At 40.2% G+C, this 18,239-nt stretch carries 10 protein-coding genes, 1 tRNA gene and 2 pseudogenes; 9 read left to right on the plus strand and 4 right to left on the minus strand.

Annotated features, from left to right (window positions below; translation table 11 throughout):
* A pseudogene (locus FJR77_RS02855) lies at positions 1-71 on the minus strand (transposase); the annotation flags it as partial.
* Positions 72-127: 56 nt separating this feature from the next.
* On the opposite strand from FJR77_RS02855, the pseudogene FJR77_RS02860 reads away from it, so the two are divergent.
* Positions 128-316: pseudogene (locus FJR77_RS02860) on the plus strand (divalent metal cation transporter); the annotation flags it as partial.
* Between the two features lie 120 nt (positions 317-436).
* Complete coding sequence (locus tag FJR77_RS02865) at positions 437-1,894, plus strand: IS1182 family transposase (protein ID WP_140832805.1); 1,458 nt, start codon at positions 437-439, stop codon at positions 1,892-1,894.
* A gap of 111 nt (positions 1,895-2,005) precedes the next feature.
* Here the strand turns inward: FJR77_RS02865 and FJR77_RS02870 are convergent.
* Positions 2,006-2,093, minus strand: a tRNA-Ser gene (locus FJR77_RS02870).
* A gap of 161 nt (positions 2,094-2,254) precedes the next feature.
* Here FJR77_RS02870 and FJR77_RS02875 point away from each other — a divergent pair.
* The 4 genes from FJR77_RS02875 (at position 2,255) to FJR77_RS02890 (ending at position 8,241) form a co-directional block, all read left to right on the plus strand.
* Entirely contained in the window at positions 2,255-2,995 is a 741-nt protein-coding gene (locus tag FJR77_RS02875; RefSeq protein ID WP_140832511.1) for a DeoR/GlpR family DNA-binding transcription regulator, read from the plus strand.
* Entirely contained in the window at positions 2,992-3,903 is a 912-nt protein-coding gene (gene pfkB, locus FJR77_RS02880) for a 1-phosphofructokinase (protein ID WP_060805578.1), read from the plus strand. Before FJR77_RS02875 ends, pfkB begins: the two co-directional genes overlap by 4 nt.
* On the plus strand, positions 3,900-5,852 hold the full coding sequence (locus FJR77_RS02885) for a fructose-specific PTS transporter subunit EIIC (protein WP_140832514.1): 1,953 nt from the start codon (positions 3,900-3,902) through the stop codon (positions 5,850-5,852). The genes pfkB and FJR77_RS02885 overlap by 4 nt, the downstream gene beginning before the upstream one ends.
* 85 nt (positions 5,853-5,937) lie before the next feature.
* Positions 5,938-8,241: a DNA translocase FtsK gene (locus tag FJR77_RS02890; RefSeq protein ID WP_140832517.1), complete on the plus strand. Its 2,304-nt coding sequence runs from the start codon at positions 5,938-5,940 to the stop codon at positions 8,239-8,241.
* A 472-nt stretch (positions 8,242-8,713) separates the two neighbouring features.
* On the opposite strand, the gene FJR77_RS02895 is transcribed toward FJR77_RS02890, so the two are convergent.
* Both FJR77_RS02895 and FJR77_RS02900 read right to left on the minus strand, forming a co-directional pair.
* Positions 8,714-9,184: an arginine repressor gene (locus tag FJR77_RS02895; RefSeq protein ID WP_140832520.1), complete on the minus strand. Its 471-nt coding sequence runs from the start codon at positions 9,182-9,184 to the stop codon at positions 8,714-8,716.
* Positions 9,185-9,706: 522 nt separating this feature from the next.
* Complete coding sequence (locus FJR77_RS02900) at positions 9,707-11,989, minus strand: Xaa-Pro dipeptidyl-peptidase (protein ID WP_140832522.1); 2,283 nt, start codon at positions 11,987-11,989, stop codon at positions 9,707-9,709.
* Positions 11,990-12,368: 379 nt separating this feature from the next.
* On the opposite strand from FJR77_RS02900, the gene FJR77_RS02905 reads away from it, so the two are divergent.
* From FJR77_RS02905 to pyk, 3 genes are all read left to right on the plus strand, one after another.
* A complete protein-coding gene (locus FJR77_RS02905; protein ID WP_181146563.1) occupies positions 12,369-15,470 on the plus strand; it encodes a DNA polymerase III subunit alpha in 3,102 nt (1,033 codons plus the stop codon).
* An 81-nt stretch (positions 15,471-15,551) separates the two neighbouring features.
* Positions 15,552-16,559, plus strand: coding sequence for a 6-phosphofructokinase (pfkA, locus tag FJR77_RS02910; protein ID WP_140832528.1), 1,008 nt, complete (start codon positions 15,552-15,554; stop codon positions 16,557-16,559).
* A 56-nt stretch (positions 16,560-16,615) separates the two neighbouring features.
* Positions 16,616-18,121 (plus strand): pyruvate kinase, encoded by a 1,506-nt coding sequence (pyk, locus tag FJR77_RS02915; protein WP_049535225.1) that lies wholly within the window; start codon positions 16,616-16,618, stop codon positions 18,119-18,121.
* Positions 18,122-18,239 lie beyond the last annotated feature (118 nt).

Here is an 18,239-nt window from a genome sequence, read left to right on the forward strand (position 1 = left end):
AGCTTCTCTAAGCTATATCCTTGTTTTCTAAGTTCATAGATCTGAACTTTATCATCATAAGTTAATTTCATAATAAAAACACCCCAAAAGTTAGATTTTTTCTGTCTAACTTTTGGGGTGCAGTTCATTATTGGTCTATTCACAGGTCTTTCTTTCAATCGCTCTTCCGTTTTCAATCTTCCCTTTGATTTATTTAACTTCTAAGAAATCACTGATGGGAGAATTTACCAATGCCAAATGGAATACCATCCTTGGCTATATCGTTTCCATTATCTTAACAATTCTCAATGTGAAATTGTTATTTGATATTTTCTAAGAAATTCACCCGAGTTATAAAACAAGCATATAAGAAAAAAGATACCCAAGATTTCTTGAGTCTACTGAAAAAGTCATCAAATTGATGGCTTTTTTGTTATACTAGAGATGAGGTGAGATGATGCTTGATAATCAGTTAACTATGGATGTCAGTCCTTATTCTAGTTTGTATGATATCGTGGTTCCTAAAACCCACTTTTTACGTCAGCTAACTGAACTCTGTGATTTTAGCTTTATTTATGATGAACTAGAAAAGAATTATCGTCCCGATTTTGGGCGTAAAGCTTATTCACCGATTATGATATTCAAATATCTCTTGTTAAAAGATATTTATAAGTTATCAGATGTAGATGTGGTAGGACGTTCCTTGTCAGATATGGCCTTTAAATTTTTTCTTGGTCTAGCTCCTGAAGATTCTGTTATCGAGCCATCCTCTCTGACGAAATTTAGAAAGCTAAGAATTAAAGATGATAAACTGCTTGATGTATTGATTCAGAAGTCTGTTCAAATTGCACTCGAACATAACTTGATTAAGAGTAAAATCCTCATTGTGGATGCCACTCACACCAAATCTCATTATAATCATAAGAAACCCCAAGAAATCCTTAGAGAGCGTTCAAAAGCTTTACGTAAAACAATTTATCAACATTCAGAAGATATCAAAATAGAATTTCCAAAGAAACCTCAAGAAGATAACCTCGAAGCAGAGTTGACCTATACAGAGGAGTTAATGGCTGTGGTTGAAAAACACAAGGAACTCTTAGCCCTACCGGCTGTTTCTCAAAAGTTCAATTACCTAAAAGAGGCTGTCGAGGACGACTTAGAACATTTGGAAGCTTCTGTTAAGGAGGAGACTAGGCTTGGACATAAGACAGCCGATACCTCTTTCTATGGATATAAAAGTCATATCGCTATGACGGATGAACGGATTATTACTGCTTGCGTGGTCACTTCTGGTGAACAAAGCGATGGGAAATATTTACCTGAGTTATATGCCAAAACAAAGGAAAATAGTCTGGACATCGAGACTATTATTGGTGATGCGGCTTATTCAGGAAAGGACAACATTCAACTAGCTCGCAAAGAAAAGATTCATTTGGTTTCAAAACTGAATCCTTCTGTTTCAAAAGGTTACCGTAAAGAAGAGGATGCGTTTGAATTTAATAAAGATGCAGGGCTATTTGTCTGTCCAGAAGGACACATGGCTGTTCGCAAAGCAAGGACAGGGAAAAAATATCAAAATAAGAATCAAGTTGTCACTCATTACTTTGACATTGAGAAGTGCAAGAGTTGCCTTTCCAAGGAAGGATGTTATAAGGAGGGGGCAAAGTCTAAAACTTATTCAATAGCCATTAAGAGTGACGACCATCTTTTCCAGAAGAAATTTCAGGAAACACCTTATTTTAAAGAAATGGCCAGACATCGCTATAAAATCGAAGCAAAGAATGCCGAACTAAAACAGAGACATGGCTTTGATGTCGCGAGAGCATCGGGTCTTTTCAGCATGGAGTTACAGGCAGCCACAACCATCTTCGTGGTCAATATGAAACGAATTATGACCTTAATAAATACAAAATAACCGAGGAACTCGCTCAAATTAACGAGAGATTCCCCGGTTTTCATTTCATTAAAAGTAAGAGACCTATTTTTTCAGTGGACTCGATTTCTTGGGTATCTTTTTTAAAATAAACGGAAGACATGGGATTCGAACCCACGCACGCTGTTACACGCCTACCGCGTTTCCAACACGGCCTCTTAAGCCTCTTGAGTAATCTTCCAATACTTACTCAAATAGTCTACCATAAAGACCCTTATCTTGCAATAAAAATTCTAGAAATAAGAAAAATGATAGATTTTGAAAGAAAATGGCAAAAAATGCTTGACTTTGAAAGAAAGTGTGATAGAATAAATAGTGTAAACGATAACAGGAGGTGATTCAGTGTTAAAAACAGAGCGGAAACAACTGATTTTAGAGGAGTTAAATCAACATTATGTAGTTTCTCTAGAAAAATTAGTTAGTTTGTTAGAAACGTCAGAATCAACGGTTCGAAGAGACTTGGATGAGTTGGAAGCAGAGAACAAGCTTCGTCGCGTGCATGGTGGAGCAGAATTGCCCCATTCCTTACAGGAAGAAGAAACCATTCAAGAGAAATCTGTCAAAAACCTTCAAGAAAAGAAGTTGCTGGCTCAGAAAGCTGCTTCTCTCATCAAGGAACAAGATGTCATCTTTATCGATGCTGGAACAACAACTGCTTTTTTGATTCATGAATTGATCAATAAGAATGTTACAGTCGTGACCAACTCGATTCACCATGCAGCACAGTTGGTTGAAAAGCAAATTCCAACTGTCATGGTTGGAGGAAGTGTCAAGATGGCGACAGATGCTAGCATCGGGGGCGTTGCTCTTAACCAGATTAACCAATTGCACTTTGACCGTGCCTTTATCGGGATGAATGGTGTGGACGATGGCTATTATACGACTCCTGATATGGAAGAGGGGGCTGTGAAGCGTGCTATTTTAGAGAATGCCAAACAGACCTATGTCTTGGTGGATTCGTCTAAAATTGGACAAACTTGCTTTGCCAAGGTAGCACCACTCAAACGAGCTATTGTTATCACAAGTCAAGGGCATGAGCTCTTGCAGGTTATTAAGGAGAAAACGGAGGTAATAGAAGTATGATTTATACAGTCACACTCAATCCATCCATTGACTATATCGTTCGTTTGGACCAAGTCCAAGTCGGTAGTGTCAATCGTATGGACAGTGATGATAAGTTTGCTGGTGGGAAAGGAATCAATGTCAGTCGTGTCTTGAAACGTTTGGATATTCCAAATACAGCGACTGGATTTATCGGAGGTTTTACTGGTAAATTTATCACAGATACTTTGGCTGATGAAGCAATCGAGACACGTTTTGTCCAAGTGGCAGAAGATACTCGTATCAATGTCAAGATCAAAGCAGACCAAGAGACAGAAATCAACGGAACGGGTCCAAATGTCGAACCAGCCCAGTTAGAAGAATTGAAAGCTATTTTATCTAGTTTGACTGCAGAAGATACAGTTGTCTTTGCTGGTTCAAGTGCTAAAAATCTAGGCAATGTTATCTACAAGGATTTGATTGCCTTGACGCGCCAGACGGGTGCGCAAGTGGTTTGTGACTTTGAAGGACAGACCTTGATTGATAGTTTGGAATACCAACCGCTCTTGGTTAAACCAAACAATCATGAACTTGGAGCTATCTTTGGAGTGAAACTCGAAAGTTTAGATGAAATTGAGAAATACGCTCGTGAGTTACTGGCTAAAGGTGCTCAAAACGTGATCGTCTCTATGGCTGGCGACGGTGCCCTTCTGGTAACATCTGGGGGAGCTTACTTCGCTAAACCAATCAAGGGAACCGTGAAAAATTCAGTTGGGGCTGGTGATTCTATGGTCGCTGGATTTACAGGTGAATTTGTCAAATCCAAAGACGCAGTAGAAGCCTTCAAATGGGGAGTAGCTTGTGGAACGGCAACCACCTTCTCAGACGACTTGGCAACGGCGGAATTTATTAAAGAAACATATGAAAAAGTTGAGGTAGAAAAACGATGAAAATTCAAGACCTATTGAGAAAAGATGTTATGTTGCTGGATTTGCAGGCAACTGAAAAAACAGCTGTCATCGACGAGATGATTAAAAGTTTGACAGATCACGGTTATGTGACAGATTTTGAAACTTTTAAAGAAGGAATTTTGGCGCGTGAAGCTCTGACTTCTACAGGTTTGGGTGACGGAATCGCTATGCCTCACAGCAAAAACGCTGCTGTCAAAGAAGCGACAGTTCTCTTTGCCAAGTCAAACAAGGGTGTTGACTACGAGAGCTTGGATGGACAAGCAACCGACCTCTTCTTTATGATTGCAGCTCCAGAAGGTGCTAATGACACTCACTTGGCTGCCTTGGCAGAATTGTCTCAATACTTGATGAAAGATGGATTTGCTGACAAACTTCGCCAAGCAACATCAGCTGACCAAGTCATTGAGCTTTTTGACCAAGCTTCAGAAAAAACTGAGGAACCTGTTCAAGTACCTACCAATGACTCTGGTGACTTTATCGTTGCTGTTACAGCTTGTACAACAGGTATTGCCCACACTTACATGGCCCAAGAAGCTCTTCAAAAAGTAGCTACTGAAATGGGTGTTGGAATTAAGGTCGAAACCAACGGTGCTAGCGGTGTTGGAAATCAACTAACTGCAGAAGATATCCGCAAGGCTAAAGCTGTTATCATTGCGGCAGACAAGGCCGTTGAAATGGATCGTTTCGATGGCAAACCATTGATCAATCGTCCAGTTGCTGACGGTATCCGCAAGACAGAAGAGTTGATCAACTTGGCTCTTTCTGGAGATGCTGAAGTCTACCGTGCTGCTAATGGAGCCAAAGCCGCAACAACCTCTAACGAAAAACAAAGTCTTGGTGGTGCCTTCTACAAACACTTGATGAGTGGTGTCTCTCAAATGTTGCCATTCGTTATCGGTGGTGGTATCATGATTGCCCTTGCCTTCTTGATTGACGGTGCTTTGGGTGTTCCGAATGAAAACCTTGGTAATCTTGGTTCTTACCATGAGTTAGCTTCTATGTTCATGAAAATTGGTGGTGCAGCCTTTGGATTGATGCTCCCAGTCTTTGCAGGTTATGTTGCCTACTCTATCGCTGAAAAACCAGGTTTGGTAGCAGGTTTCGTGGCTGGTGCTATTGCCAAAGAAGGTTTTGCATTTGGTAAAATTCCTTATGCTGCAGGTGGTGAAGCAACTTCAACTCTTGCAGGTGTCTCATCTGGTTTCCTAGGTGCCCTTGTTGGTGGATTTATTGCAGGTGCTTTGGTTCTTGCTATCAAGAAATACGTTAAAGTTCCTCGTTCACTTGAAGGTGCAAAATCAATCCTTCTCTTGCCACTTCTTGGGACAATCTTGACTGGATTTGTTATGCTAGCTGTTAACATCCCAATGGCAGCAATCAACACTGCTATGAATGACTTCCTAGGCGGTCTTGGAGGCGGTTCAGCTGTCCTTCTTGGTATCGTCCTTGGTGGAATGATGGCTGTTGACATGGGTGGACCAGTTAACAAAGCGGCCTATGTCTTTGGTACAGGTACGCTTGCAGCAACTGTTTCTTCAGGTGGTTCTGTAGCTATGGCAGCAGTTATGGCTGGAGGAATGGTGCCACCACTTGCCATCTTTGTCGCAACTCTTCTTTTCAAAGATAAATTTACCAAAGAAGAACGCAACTCTGGTTTGACAAACATCATCATGGGCTTGTCATTTATCACTGAGGGAGCGATTCCATTTGGTGCCGCTGACCCAGCTCGTGCGATCCCAAGCTTCATCCTTGGTTCAGCAGTAGCAGGTGGACTCGTTGGTCTTACTGGTATCAAACTCATGGCGCCACACGGAGGAATCTTCGTTATCGCCCTTACTTCAAATGCTCTCCTTTACCTCGTTGCTGTCTTGGTAGGAGCAATCGTAAGTGGTGTGGTCTATGGTTACCTACGCAAACCACAAGCATAAAAAATAGAAAAATGAAAAGATTGGACCGTTTGGTGCAGTCTTTTTCTCTTTCCGAAATGCCTGTGAAATATGATATAATAGAAGAATGGCAAACAAGAATACAAGTAAAACAAGACGGAGACCGTCTAAAGCAGAACTCGAAAGAAAAGAAGCGATTCAACGAATGTTGATTTCGTTGGGAATCGCGCTTTTATTGATTTTCGCAGCCTTCAAATTAGGGGCTGCAGGTATAACCCTTTACAATTTAATTCGCTTACTGGTGGGTAGCCTAGCTTATCTAGCAATATTTGGTATTCTGCTCTACCTCTTCTTTTTCAAGTGGATACGAAAACAGGAAGGGCTCCTATCTGGCTTTTTCACCATATTTGCTGGCTTGCTCTTGATTTTGGAGGCCTACTTAGTTTGGAAATATGGTTTGGATAAGTCCGTTCTAAAAGGAACCATGGCTCAGGTTGTGACGGATTTGACTGGTTTTCGAACGACCAGTTTTGCTGGAGGGGGCTTGATTGGTGTTGGACTCTATGTGCCAACTGCCTTTCTCTTTTCAAATATCGGCACTTACTTTATTGGTTCTATCTTGATTTTAGCAGGCGCTCTCCTAATCAGTCCTTGGTCTGTTTACGATATTGCTGAATTCTTCAGTAGAGGATTTGCCAAATGGCGAGAAGGGCATGAGCGTCGAAAAGAGGAACGCTTTGTCAAACAAGAAGAAAAAGTTCGCCAAAAGGCTGAGGAAGAGGCTAGATTAGAACAAGAAGAGGCTGAAAAAGCCTTACTCGATTTGCCTCCTATTGATATGGAAACGGGTGAAATTCTGACAGCAGATGTTGTACTTGACGCTCCACCTTTTCCAGAAGAAGACTGGGTGGAACCAGAAATCATCCTACCTCAAGCTGAACTTGAATTCGCTGAACAGGAAGATGGCTCTGATGATGAAGATATTCAGGTCGATTTTTCAGCCAAGGAGGCTCTTGAATACAAACTTCCAAGCTTACAACTCTTTGCCCCAGATAAACCAAAAGACCAGTCGAAAGAGAAGAAAATTGTTCGAGAAAATATCAAAATTCTAGAAGAAACCTTTGCTAGCTTTGGTATCAAGGTGACGGTTGAACGGGCTGAAATTGGACCATCAGTAACCAAGTATGAAGTCAAGCCAGCAGTAGGTGTAAGGGTCAACCGCATTTCCAATCTGGCAGATGACCTCGCTCTAGCCTTGGCAGCCAAAGATGTCCGGATCGAAGCACCTATCCCAGGGAAATCCCTAGTCGGAATCGAAGTACCCAACTCTGAAATTGCGACAGTTTCTTTCCGTGAACTTTGGGAACAATCTCAAACGAAAGCTGAAAATCTCTTGGAAATTCCTTTAGGGAAGGCTGTTAATGGAACCGCAAGAGCTTTTGACCTTTCTAAAATGCCCCACTTGCTAGTCGCAGGTTCAACGGGTTCAGGGAAGTCAGTAGCAGTTAACGGCATTATCGCTAGCATCCTCATGAAGGCGAGACCTGACCAAGTTAAATTTATGATGGTGGACCCTAAGATGGTTGAGTTGTCTGTTTACAATGACATTCCTCATCTCTTGATTCCAGTTGTGACCAATCCACGCAAGGCTAGCAAGGCCCTGCAAAAGGTTGTGGATGAGATGGAAAATCGTTATGAACTCTTTGCCAAGGTGGGAGTTCGGAATATTGCAGGTTTTAATGCCAAGGTCGAGGAATTTAATGCTCAATCTGAGTACAAGCAGATTCCACTGCCACTCATCGTTGTGATTGTAGATGAGTTGGCTGACCTTATGATGGTAGCCAGCAAGGAAGTGGAAGACGCTATCATTCGTCTTGGACAGAAGGCGCGTGCTGCCGGCATCCACATGATTCTTGCAACACAGCGTCCATCGGTTGATGTCATCTCTGGTCTAATCAAAGCCAATGTCCCATCTCGTGTCGCATTTGCGGTTTCATCAGGGACAGACTCCCGTACTATCTTGGATGAAAATGGAGCAGAAAAACTGCTTGGTCGAGGGGACATGCTCTTTAAACCGATTGATGAAAATCATCCAGTTCGTCTGCAAGGATCCTTTATCTCGGATGATGATGTTGAACGCATCGTAAACTTCATCAAGGCTCAGGCAGATGCGGACTACGATGAGAGTTTTGATCCCGGTGAGGTGTCTGAAAATGAAGGAGAATTTTCAGATGGTGAATCTGGTGGAGATCCGCTTTTTGAAGAAGCCAAGGCTCTAGTTATTGAGACCCAGAAAGCTAGCGCATCCATGATTCAGCGCCGTTTGTCAGTTGGATTTAACCGTGCAACCCGCCTTATGGAAGAACTTGAGATGGCAGGTGTCATTGGTCCAGCTGAAGGTACAAAACCAAGAAAAGTATTGCAGCAATAAATTTCTCTTTGTCACTTATATTGAGTTTAACAAAAGATAAAATTGGAGAGGATAATCGTTAGAATTCATTGATAAAGTCATCACTTGATGGCTTTTTTCTATACTATAGTGAGTTGAATCTAGAATAGTACAATGCCACTTCTAAAACATAAAATTGATTTGAATTTCTCAATAAATTTGTTCACATCTTGTTTCAATCTACTATATATCAAGATGAAACGGATTTAGAATTTCTTTTAGATATATGAAGACTCCCCCTATAGTTTCTAGTGAATGTTTGTTTTTTCACTGTCCACTATAAGGGGAGCTTTTGTAATCAAGTATGAGTTAGATTTCTCTCTTCTGTTTTATTAAACTACATAGCTTACTTTTTAGTAGGCATCAGCTATTGTATTCTCCAGATGTTAGCTGACATCAATATACTGCTGCTTAAAATTTTGAGAGTTTTGTAGATTTTGAGTTTAGTTTCTGTTTACTCACCAAAGAAAAATGGTGGGGTGAATTTTTTCAGTTCTTCAAAGCATTTTTGAGCAGCTTCTGCATCTTCACAGATGACCAGACAGACATCATCACCACAGAGGGTAGCGATAGCGTCAGGGAAACTTAGAGCATCAATGATAGAACTGAATGATTGAGCAAGTCCAGGAAGAGTTTTCAACAGGACTTGGTTCTGAACTGGGCGCATCAAGACGAGAGCATCTTCCATGTAGATTTCAAGACGTTTTTCCCATTTTGAGATGGAACCAGTATTGAGAACGTAGTAGGAATTATCTTCCTCACGTACCTTTGAGAGATTCATACTTTTAATATCTCTTGAAAGAGTTGCTTGTGTAACTTGAATGTCATTATCGGCAAGAAGAGATTGTAACTCAGCTTGTGTGTGAATCTTGTTTTTCGTTACAAGAGCTCTTATGAGTTGGTGTCGGTGTTCTGATTTATTCATAAAATATTACTCCTTGTACAAGGTACAGAAAGCGTGGACTGAACGAAATCGTCAGTCGGGTGGTAAGCGGTATTGTCACGTATGATGATTTCAAAGTCAGTAGTAATTTAGAACGATACGGAGAGAATCTCCTTCTTTTAACTTGTCACTAGTTGGGTGCAGATAAATGAGAAATTTATTCGTTCATCTACATTGCTGTTCTTTACTAACAGTAAATCATTAAATTAGGGTAGCTTTTTGTCACGACTTGTTGTGAATTTACGCCAAATGGCAATTCACAGAGTTTGTCCAACATGTGGTGTGGTAGCGTGTATGATAGAGGGTCACACATGTTGGTTATGGGGCGGTATCTTTTGTTCAAGATCCAGTAGTAGGACATCTAATAACCTTAATTTGAACTGGATTTGATACCAAGTTGTAGTTTTTTTCGACTGTTCAAGTGGGTGTCTCTAATGCTAGGAAGGTCAGTGGGTCTTGGATTGACTTGTCCTTAGAAACCTTCCATATTGAAAGTCAGGTACCTTATACATTTTGACAAGGTAGGATAAGAGTAGACTGTTCAAGATCGACAGTCAGGTGGTAAGCGGTATTGTCACGGATCGTGATTTCAAAGTCAGTAGTATAGAGAACTAAACGGAGAGTGTCTCCTTCTTTTAGCTTGTAAATAGTTGGTTGCAGTTCAAATTGGACATCCATCCATTCATCTGCAGTAATATCCTCTACCAACAGTAAATCATTTTTATTTTGTAAATTGAGGTAGCCTTTTGTCACGACTCGTTGTGTATTTGCACTAAATGGCAATTCACAGAGATTTTCCAGCATGTGATAGCGACCGTTGTCAATGGTTCTAGCACTTAAAATAGCTGGGTAAGGCTGTAGGTATTTCTTTTGTCCAAATTCTAGCAGTTGGGCTGATAATAGCCCCTTGTTGGTGCTGGATTTGATACGAAGCTTGAGCTGAGCGCGACCGTTCAGGTGGAGATCTTTGGTCACAGGAAGGTCAAAAGTAATTTGATTGGCTTTCCCTTGATAGAGTTCTGTATTGAAGGTCTGGTATGTTTTACCATAGCGCTCAAAATCCTTATCTGGGTACTGGTTTTGAATGATTTGCTCTTCTTGACCAAGTGAGTAGGTTTCAAAGTTTTCTTGCTCACCGAAGTTATCAAGTGATAACCAAGTCTGAGGAGCGGTATTGTCCTGCCAAATAACGATCGGAAGTTGAAAATCTGTTTCTTGCCCCAATAATTTCTTAGTCAATAAGGCGTTCATAGATTCACGGAAGTCAATGGACTGCCAGTTGTTCATATAAACATGGGCACCATTATGGAAAAAGAGATGCTTGTTTATATGAGTAGGTAGAGCATGGAACATCTGATAAACATGAAGTGGTTTGACATTCCAATCCTGAGAACCATGGGTAAAGACAACCTCTGCCTTTACTTTATGGGCATTGAGCAGATAGTTTCGGTTATGCCAAAACTGATTGTAGTCCCCAGTCTTACGATCAAGTTGTTCTTTTACTTTTTCCAAATCAGCTTGGTGAGCCTCATTACCACGAATATAGTCGCCAGCCAAGAGATTACGAGAATAGGTTAGTTCAGCAAGGGAGTCAAAATCCTCACCTGGATAACCGCCTGGGCTAGTTACCAGACCGTTTTCACGATAATAGTTGTACCATGAAGAAATGCCAGCTTCGGCAATGATTACTTCTAAACCATCGACGCCTGTAGTCGCCAGACCATTGGACATGGTACCTAGATAAGAAAGTCCAGTTGTGGCTACTTTTCCATTTGACCAGTCAGCCTTGACTTGACGCTGGCGCGTGTGGTCGGTAAAGGCACGGCAACGACCATTGAGCCAGTCGATGACATTTTTATAAGCTTCGATTTGTTGGTAGTCTCCGTTAGTCATGAAACCAGTAGAGTCTTTGGTACCAACACCTGACACATAGAGATTAGCAAACCCTCGTGGAAGGAAGTAGTCGTTGAGACTATAGCTAGCATTAATGTGAGTTAGCTTTTCCTCACTTTCTGCTACAAGTTCAGCTTGACCATGAGGTTGGACAAGATTTAGTTGAGGTTCTTCTAGCTCAATCTTGTGAGCAGGTTTAACTTCAAGTTCGCCCTCCATCTTGTAGAGAGCCTTGTCACTAGCCTTGTCATTTGTTCCCTGATGATAGGGACTGGCCGTCATGATAGCAGGGATTTGTCCCTCATAACGAGGACGAATAATGCTGACCTTGACTAAGTCAGGTAACCCCTTTTGGTCAGTATCCACACGAGATTCAACGTAGACCACTTCTCGAATGACATCGTGGCTAGAAAAAGTAGCCAAACTCTTGCCGTTAAAGTAGTGGTAGTCATTATCCTCCGGAATAAGACCATCACTAACAAGTTGGTCGATAAGAGTATTTCCCTTTTTGGTGCGAGTATTGAGTAACTGATAGAGATTTTCAATCAAGTCACCATATATAATGGGAAATCCAGTCTCTTTACGAAAAACATCACTGTCTTCGAAGTCAACTAAATAAGAAAAGCCTAAAAGTTGAAAAGCAACAGTATAAAAAATATCTGCAGTTAAATCCTTGTCTGACTGAAAAAATTTCAGTAAGTCAGTTTCTTTATCAACTGCTAAATTAGATAGAGGATAGGTGCTATCCTTATAATTAAAAAAGAAACGAATAAGAAACGCTTCAAACATTTTTTTATTTGTAATGTTGACTGGTAAATCAAATCCATACTTTTTTAAATCACATAAAATAGTATCTCTTGGAAGTGATAAATAGCTGAATTGATTAAAGCGCATAAAACCTCCTTGTAAAATAATAATTAAGGTTATTATATCAAAAAAATGGGAGAAAGGGAATCATTAAGTGAGAAAGAAATTAATTAAAGAATAATGAATATTATTTATATGAAAAACAGGTAAAACTCTATAGTCTAAAACAAATTATCATAGTAAACAGATTAAGTGAATATATCTTTCTATTTTAAAAGATATATTCACTTCTTGGGATAAAAAGTAAAAAAATTACCGGATCATTTGATTCTTTAAATGTATTTTTACTTTTTTCGTTCAAAAAATTTTACTTTAAGGATAAAATATAGACAGGAGTCAATGCTTTTGTCTTTCTCTTTTTGAAAAATGGTATAATATAGTGAGAAGGATAGAGGAGAAGTGTAAATTGATCGCACAACTAGATACAAAAACAGTTTATAGTTTTATGGAGAGCGTTATTTCGATAGACAAGTATGTGAGAGCAGCTAAAGACTATGGCTACACTCATCTGGCTATGATGGATATTGATAACCTTTATGGGGCTTTCGACTTTCTAGAGATTACAAAAAAATACGGCATTTATCCTTTACTAGGGCTTGAAATGACTCTTTTAGTGGATGAGAAGGAAGTGAATTTGCGCTTTTTAGCTTTATCTAGTGTGGGCTATCAGCAGTTGATGAAGCTTTCAACAGCCAAGATGCAGGGGGAGAAAACATGGTCAGTCCTGTCCCAGTATCTGGAGGATATCGCAGTTATTGTACCTTATTTTGATGGATTTGAGTCGTTGGAACTAGGCTGTGATTACTATATTGGGGTTTACCCAGAAACACTAGCCAGCGAATTTCATCATCCAATCTTGCCCCTTTATCGGGTCAATGCCTTTGAAAGCAGGGATAGAGAAGTTCTACAAGTGTTAACAGCGATTAAAGAAAATCTACCACTCAGAGAAGTTCCCTTACGCTCACGACAAGATGTCCTTATATCAGCAAGTTCTTTAGAGAAACTATTTCAAGAACGTTTTCCGCAAGCCTTGGACAATTTAGAAAAACTTATTTCAGGTGTTTATTATGATTTGGATACTAGTTTGAAACTGCCTCGCTTTAATCCAGCGAGACCAGCAGTAGAAGAGTTGAGAGAACGTGCTGAGCTGGGACTTGCTCAGAAGGGGTTGACTAGTAAAGAATATCAAGACCGTCTAGACCAAGAATTGGCTGTTATTCATGATATGGGCTTTGATGATTATTTCTTGGTTGTTTGGGATTTGTTGCGTTTTGGACGTTCAAATGGCTACTATATGGGAATGGGACGGGGTTCTGCAGTTGGTAGCTTGGTTTCCTATGCCTTGGATATCACAGGGATTGACCCAGTAGAGAAAAATCTCATTTTTGAACGTTTCCTCAATCGTGAACGTTATACTATGCCTGATATTGATATTGATATTCCAGATATTTATCGTCCAGATTTTATCAGGTATGTTGGTAATAAATATGGCAGTAAACATGCTGCTCAAATCGTTACTTTTTCAACCTTTGGAGCCAAGCAAGCTCTACGAGATGTATTGAAACGCTTTGGTGTGCCCGAGTATGAATTATCTGCAATTACCAAGAAAATCAGTTTTCGTGACAATCTTAAGTCGGCTTATGAGAGTAACCTCCAGTTTCGTCAGCAAATCAATAGTAAGTTAGAATACCAAAAAGCCTTTGAGATTGCTTGCAAGATAGAGGGCTATCCCAGACAAACCTCTGTCCATGCGGCTGGTGTTGTGATTAGTGACCAAGATTTGACCAACTACATCCCTCTAAAGCATGGGGATGAAATTCCATTGACTCAGTATGATGCTCATGGAGTTGAAGCTAGTGGACTTTTGAAGATGGACTTTTTGGGACTACGAAATTTGACCTTTGTCCAGAAGATGCAAGAATTGCTTGCTGAAACAGAAGGTGTTAAGATAGCTATCAACGAGATTGATTTGGAAGATAAAGAAACGTTAGCTTTATTTGCCTCTGGTAATACAAAAGGTATCTTTCAATTTGAGCAACCTGGTGCCATTCGCTTGCTCAAGCGTGTGCAGCCAGTCTGCTTTGAAGATGTCGTAGCAACTACTTCTCTAAATAGACCAGGTGCTAGTGACTATATCAATAATTTTGTGGCAAGAAAGCATGGGCAGGAAGAAGTGACTGTTTTGGATCCAGTGCTGGAGGATATTTTGGCTCCAACCTACGGTATCATGCTCTATCAGGAGCAGGTTATGCAGGTTGCTCAGCGATTTGCTGGATTTAGTCTTGGGAAGGCCGATATTTTGCGTCGGGCTATGGGGAAAAAGGATGCCTCTGCCATGCATGAGATGAGGGCTTCCTTTATTCAAGGTTCATTAGGAGCTGGCCATACTGCAGAAAAGGCAGAGCAGGTCTTTGATGTTATGGAGAAGTTTGCAGGTTATGGTTTTAACCGATCTCATGCCTATGCATACTCAGCCTTGGCCTTCCAGTTGGCTTATTTCAAAACACATTATCCAGCCATCTTTTATCAAGTCATGTTGAATTCTGCCAACAGTGATTACTTAATGGATGCCCTAGAAGCAGGATTTGAAGTGGCGCCTCTGTCTATCAACACCATTCCCTATCACGATAAAATTACCAATAAGTCCATCTATCTAGGTTTGAAATCGATTAAAGGAGTCAGCAAAGATTTGGCACTTTGGATTATTGAAAATAGACCTTATTCTAACATTGAAGATTTTATAGCTAAATTACCTGAGAATTATCTGAAACTTCCTCTGCTAGAACCTTTGGTAAAAGTTGGCCTTTTCGATTCATTTGAAAAAAATCGTCAAAAAGTATTGAATAATTTAGCTAATCTATTTGAATTTGTGAAAGAGTTAGGTAGCTTGTTCGGTGATACAATTTATAGTTGGCAAGAATCGGAAGATTGGGCGGAACAAGAAAAATTTTATATGGAACAGGAGCTTTTAGGGATAGGTGTCAGCAAACATCCCCTACAAACTATTGCAAGTAAAGCTATTTACCCAATTACCCCAATCGGAAATTTGTCAGAAAATAGCTATGCTATTATTTTGGTTGAAGTTCAGAAAATAAAAGTGATCCGTACCAAAAAGGGTGAAAATATGGCCTTCTTACAGGTAGATGATAGTAAGAAAAAATTGGATGTTACCCTCTTTTCAGACTTATATCGACAGATTGGTCAGGAAGTAAGAGAGGGAGCATTCTACTATATCAAAGGGAAAGTCCAGTCACGTGATGGCCGTCTGCAAATGATTGCACAAGAAATAAGAGAAGCAGTGGCTGAGCGCTTTTGGATTCAGGTGAAAAATCATGAATTGGATCAAGAAATTTCACGTATTTTAGAGCAATATAAAGGCCCAATTCCAGTCATCATCAGGTATGAAGAGGAACGGAAAACCATTATATCTCCTCAGCATTTTGTAGCTAAATCTGATGAATTAGAAGCGAAATTAGGTGGAATCGTTATGAAAACGATTTATCGCTAAAATTACGGAAAATAGAAGAATTTTCCAATTAAATGTGATATAATCAGTAAGAATGTTAAAAGAAAAAGGAGCATAAACCAAATGAAACGTATTGCTGTTTTAACTAGTGGTGGAGACGCCCCTGGTATGAATGCTGCCATCCGTGCAGTTGTTCGTCAAGCAATTTCAGAAGGAATGGAAGTATTCGGTATCTATGACGGATATGCTGGTATGGTTGCCGGTGAAATTCATCCCCTAGATGCAGCTTCAGTAGGAGACATCATTTCTCGTGGTGGTACTTTCCTTCACTCAGCTCGTTACCCAGAGTTCGCTCAACTTGAAGGGCAACTTAAAGGGATTGAGCAATTGAAAAAACACGGAATTGAAGGTGTAGTTGTTATCGGTGGTGACGGATCTTACCACGGCGCTATGCGTTTGACTGAACATGGCTTCCCAGCTATCGGTCTTCCAGGTACAATCGATAATGATATCGTTGGTACTGACTTCACAATCGGTTTTGACACAGCGGTTACTACTGCTATGGATGCTATCGATAAGATTCGTGATACATCATCAAGTCACCGTCGTACTTTTGTTATTGAAGTTATGGGACGTAACGCTGGTGATATCGCTCTTTGGGCAGGTATTGCAACTGGTGCTGATGAAATCATCATTCCTGAAGAAGGTTTCAAGTTTGAAGATATCGTAGAGAGCATTAAATGTGGTTATGAGTGTGGTAAAAAACACAATATCATCGTCTTGGCAGAAGGTGTGATGTCAGCGGCTGAATTTGGTCAAAAACTAAAAGAAGCTGGAGACACAAGTGACCTTCGTGTAACAGAACTTGGACATATTCAACGTGGTGGTTCTCCAACTGCTCGTGACCGTGTATTGGCGTCACGTATGGGTGCCCATGCCGTTAAACTTCTTAAAGAAGGTATTGGTGGTGTTGCGGTTGGTATTCGTAACGAGAAAATGGTTGAAAATCCAATTCTTGGTACTGCAGAAGAAGGTGCATTGTTTAGTCTTACTGAAGATGGTAAGATTGTTGTTAATAATCCACATAAAGCCGACATTGAGCTATCTAGCTTGAATAAGAGCTTGTCATAATTAAAAAATTAGCTAATAAGACCAAAGAGGTCATATATAAAGGAGTCACAAAAATCATGAACAAACGTGTAAAAATCGTTGCAACCTTAGGTCCTGCGGTAGAAATCCGTGGTGGTAAAAAATTTGGTGATGACGGATACTGGAGTGGAAAACTTGATGTTGAAGCTTCTGCTAAAAACATTGCTAAATTGATTGAAGCTGGAGCTAATACATTCCGTTTCAACTTCTCACACGGTGACCATCAAGAACAAGGTGACCGTATGGCAACTGTTAAACTTGCTGAAAAACTTGCAGGTAAAAAAGTTGGTTTCCTTCTTGATACTAAAGGACCAGAAATCCGTACAGAATTATTCGAAGGCGATGCTAAAGAATACTCTTACGTAACTGGTGAAAAAATCCGTGTTGCTACTAAACAAGGTATCCAATCAACTCGTGAAGTGATTGCTTTGAACGTTGCTGGTGCCCTTGATATCTACGATGATGTTGAAGTTGGTCACCAAGTTTTGGTTGACGATGGTAAACTCGGTCTTCGTGTTTTCGCAAAAGACGATGCAACTCGTGAATTTGAAGTAGTAGTTGAAAATGACGGTGTTATTGCTAAACAAAAAGGTGTAAACATCCCAAACACTAAAATTCCTTTCCCAGCTCTTGCTGAACGTGATAACGCTGATATCCGTTTCGGTTTGGAACAAGGTATCAACTTCATCGCGATTTCATTTGTACGTACTGCAAAAGACGTTGACGAAGTTCGTGCAATCTGTGAAGAAACTGGAAATGGACATGTTCAATTGTTCGCTAAAATCGAAAACCAACAAGGTATCGACAACTTGGATGAAATCATCGAAGCTGCTGATGGTATCATGATTGCTCGTGGTGACATGGGTATCGAAGTACCGTTCGAAATGGTTCCAGTTTACCAAAAAATGATTATCAAGAAAGTTAATGCTGCAGGTAAGGTTGTTATCACTGCAACAAACATGCTTGAAACAATGACTGAAAAGCCACGTGCAACTCGTTCAGAAGTATCAGACGTATTTAACGCTGTTATCGACGGTACTGACGCTACAATGCTTTCAGGTGAGTCTGCAAATGGTAAATACCCTCTTGAGTCAGTAACTACAATGGCTACAATTGATAAGAATGCTCAAACTCTTCTTAGCGAATACGGACGTTTGAACTCAGATTCATTTGAACGTAACTCTAAGACAGAAGTAATGGCTTCAGCTGTAAAAGATGCTACTAACTCAATGAATATTAAATTGGTTGTAACTCTTACTAAGACAGGTCACACTGCACGTTTGATTTCTAAATACCGTCCAAATGCTGATATCTTGGCATTGACATTCGACGAATTTACAGAACGTGGTTTGATGTTGAACTGGGGTGTTATCCCAATGTTGACAGATGCTCCATCATCAACTGACGATATGTTCGAAATTGCTGAACGTAAAGCGGTAGAAGCAGGTCTTGTTGAATCAGGTGATGATATCGTTATCGTTGCTGGTGTACCAGTAGGAGAAGCTGTTCGTACAAATACAATGCGTATCCGTACAGTTCGCTAATTAAAAGATAAATAGTCTATCATATCAAGCTTCTAGCCTGTATGGTGGGCTATTTTTTTGTCTATGGGGCAAAACTTTTTACTTGCTATTTAATGAGACAGTATCAAGTGAATCAATC

This window comes from Streptococcus shenyangsis, assembly GCF_006385785.1.
GTDB classification, from domain to species: Bacteria; Bacillota; Bacilli; order Lactobacillales; family Streptococcaceae; genus Streptococcus; species Streptococcus shenyangsis.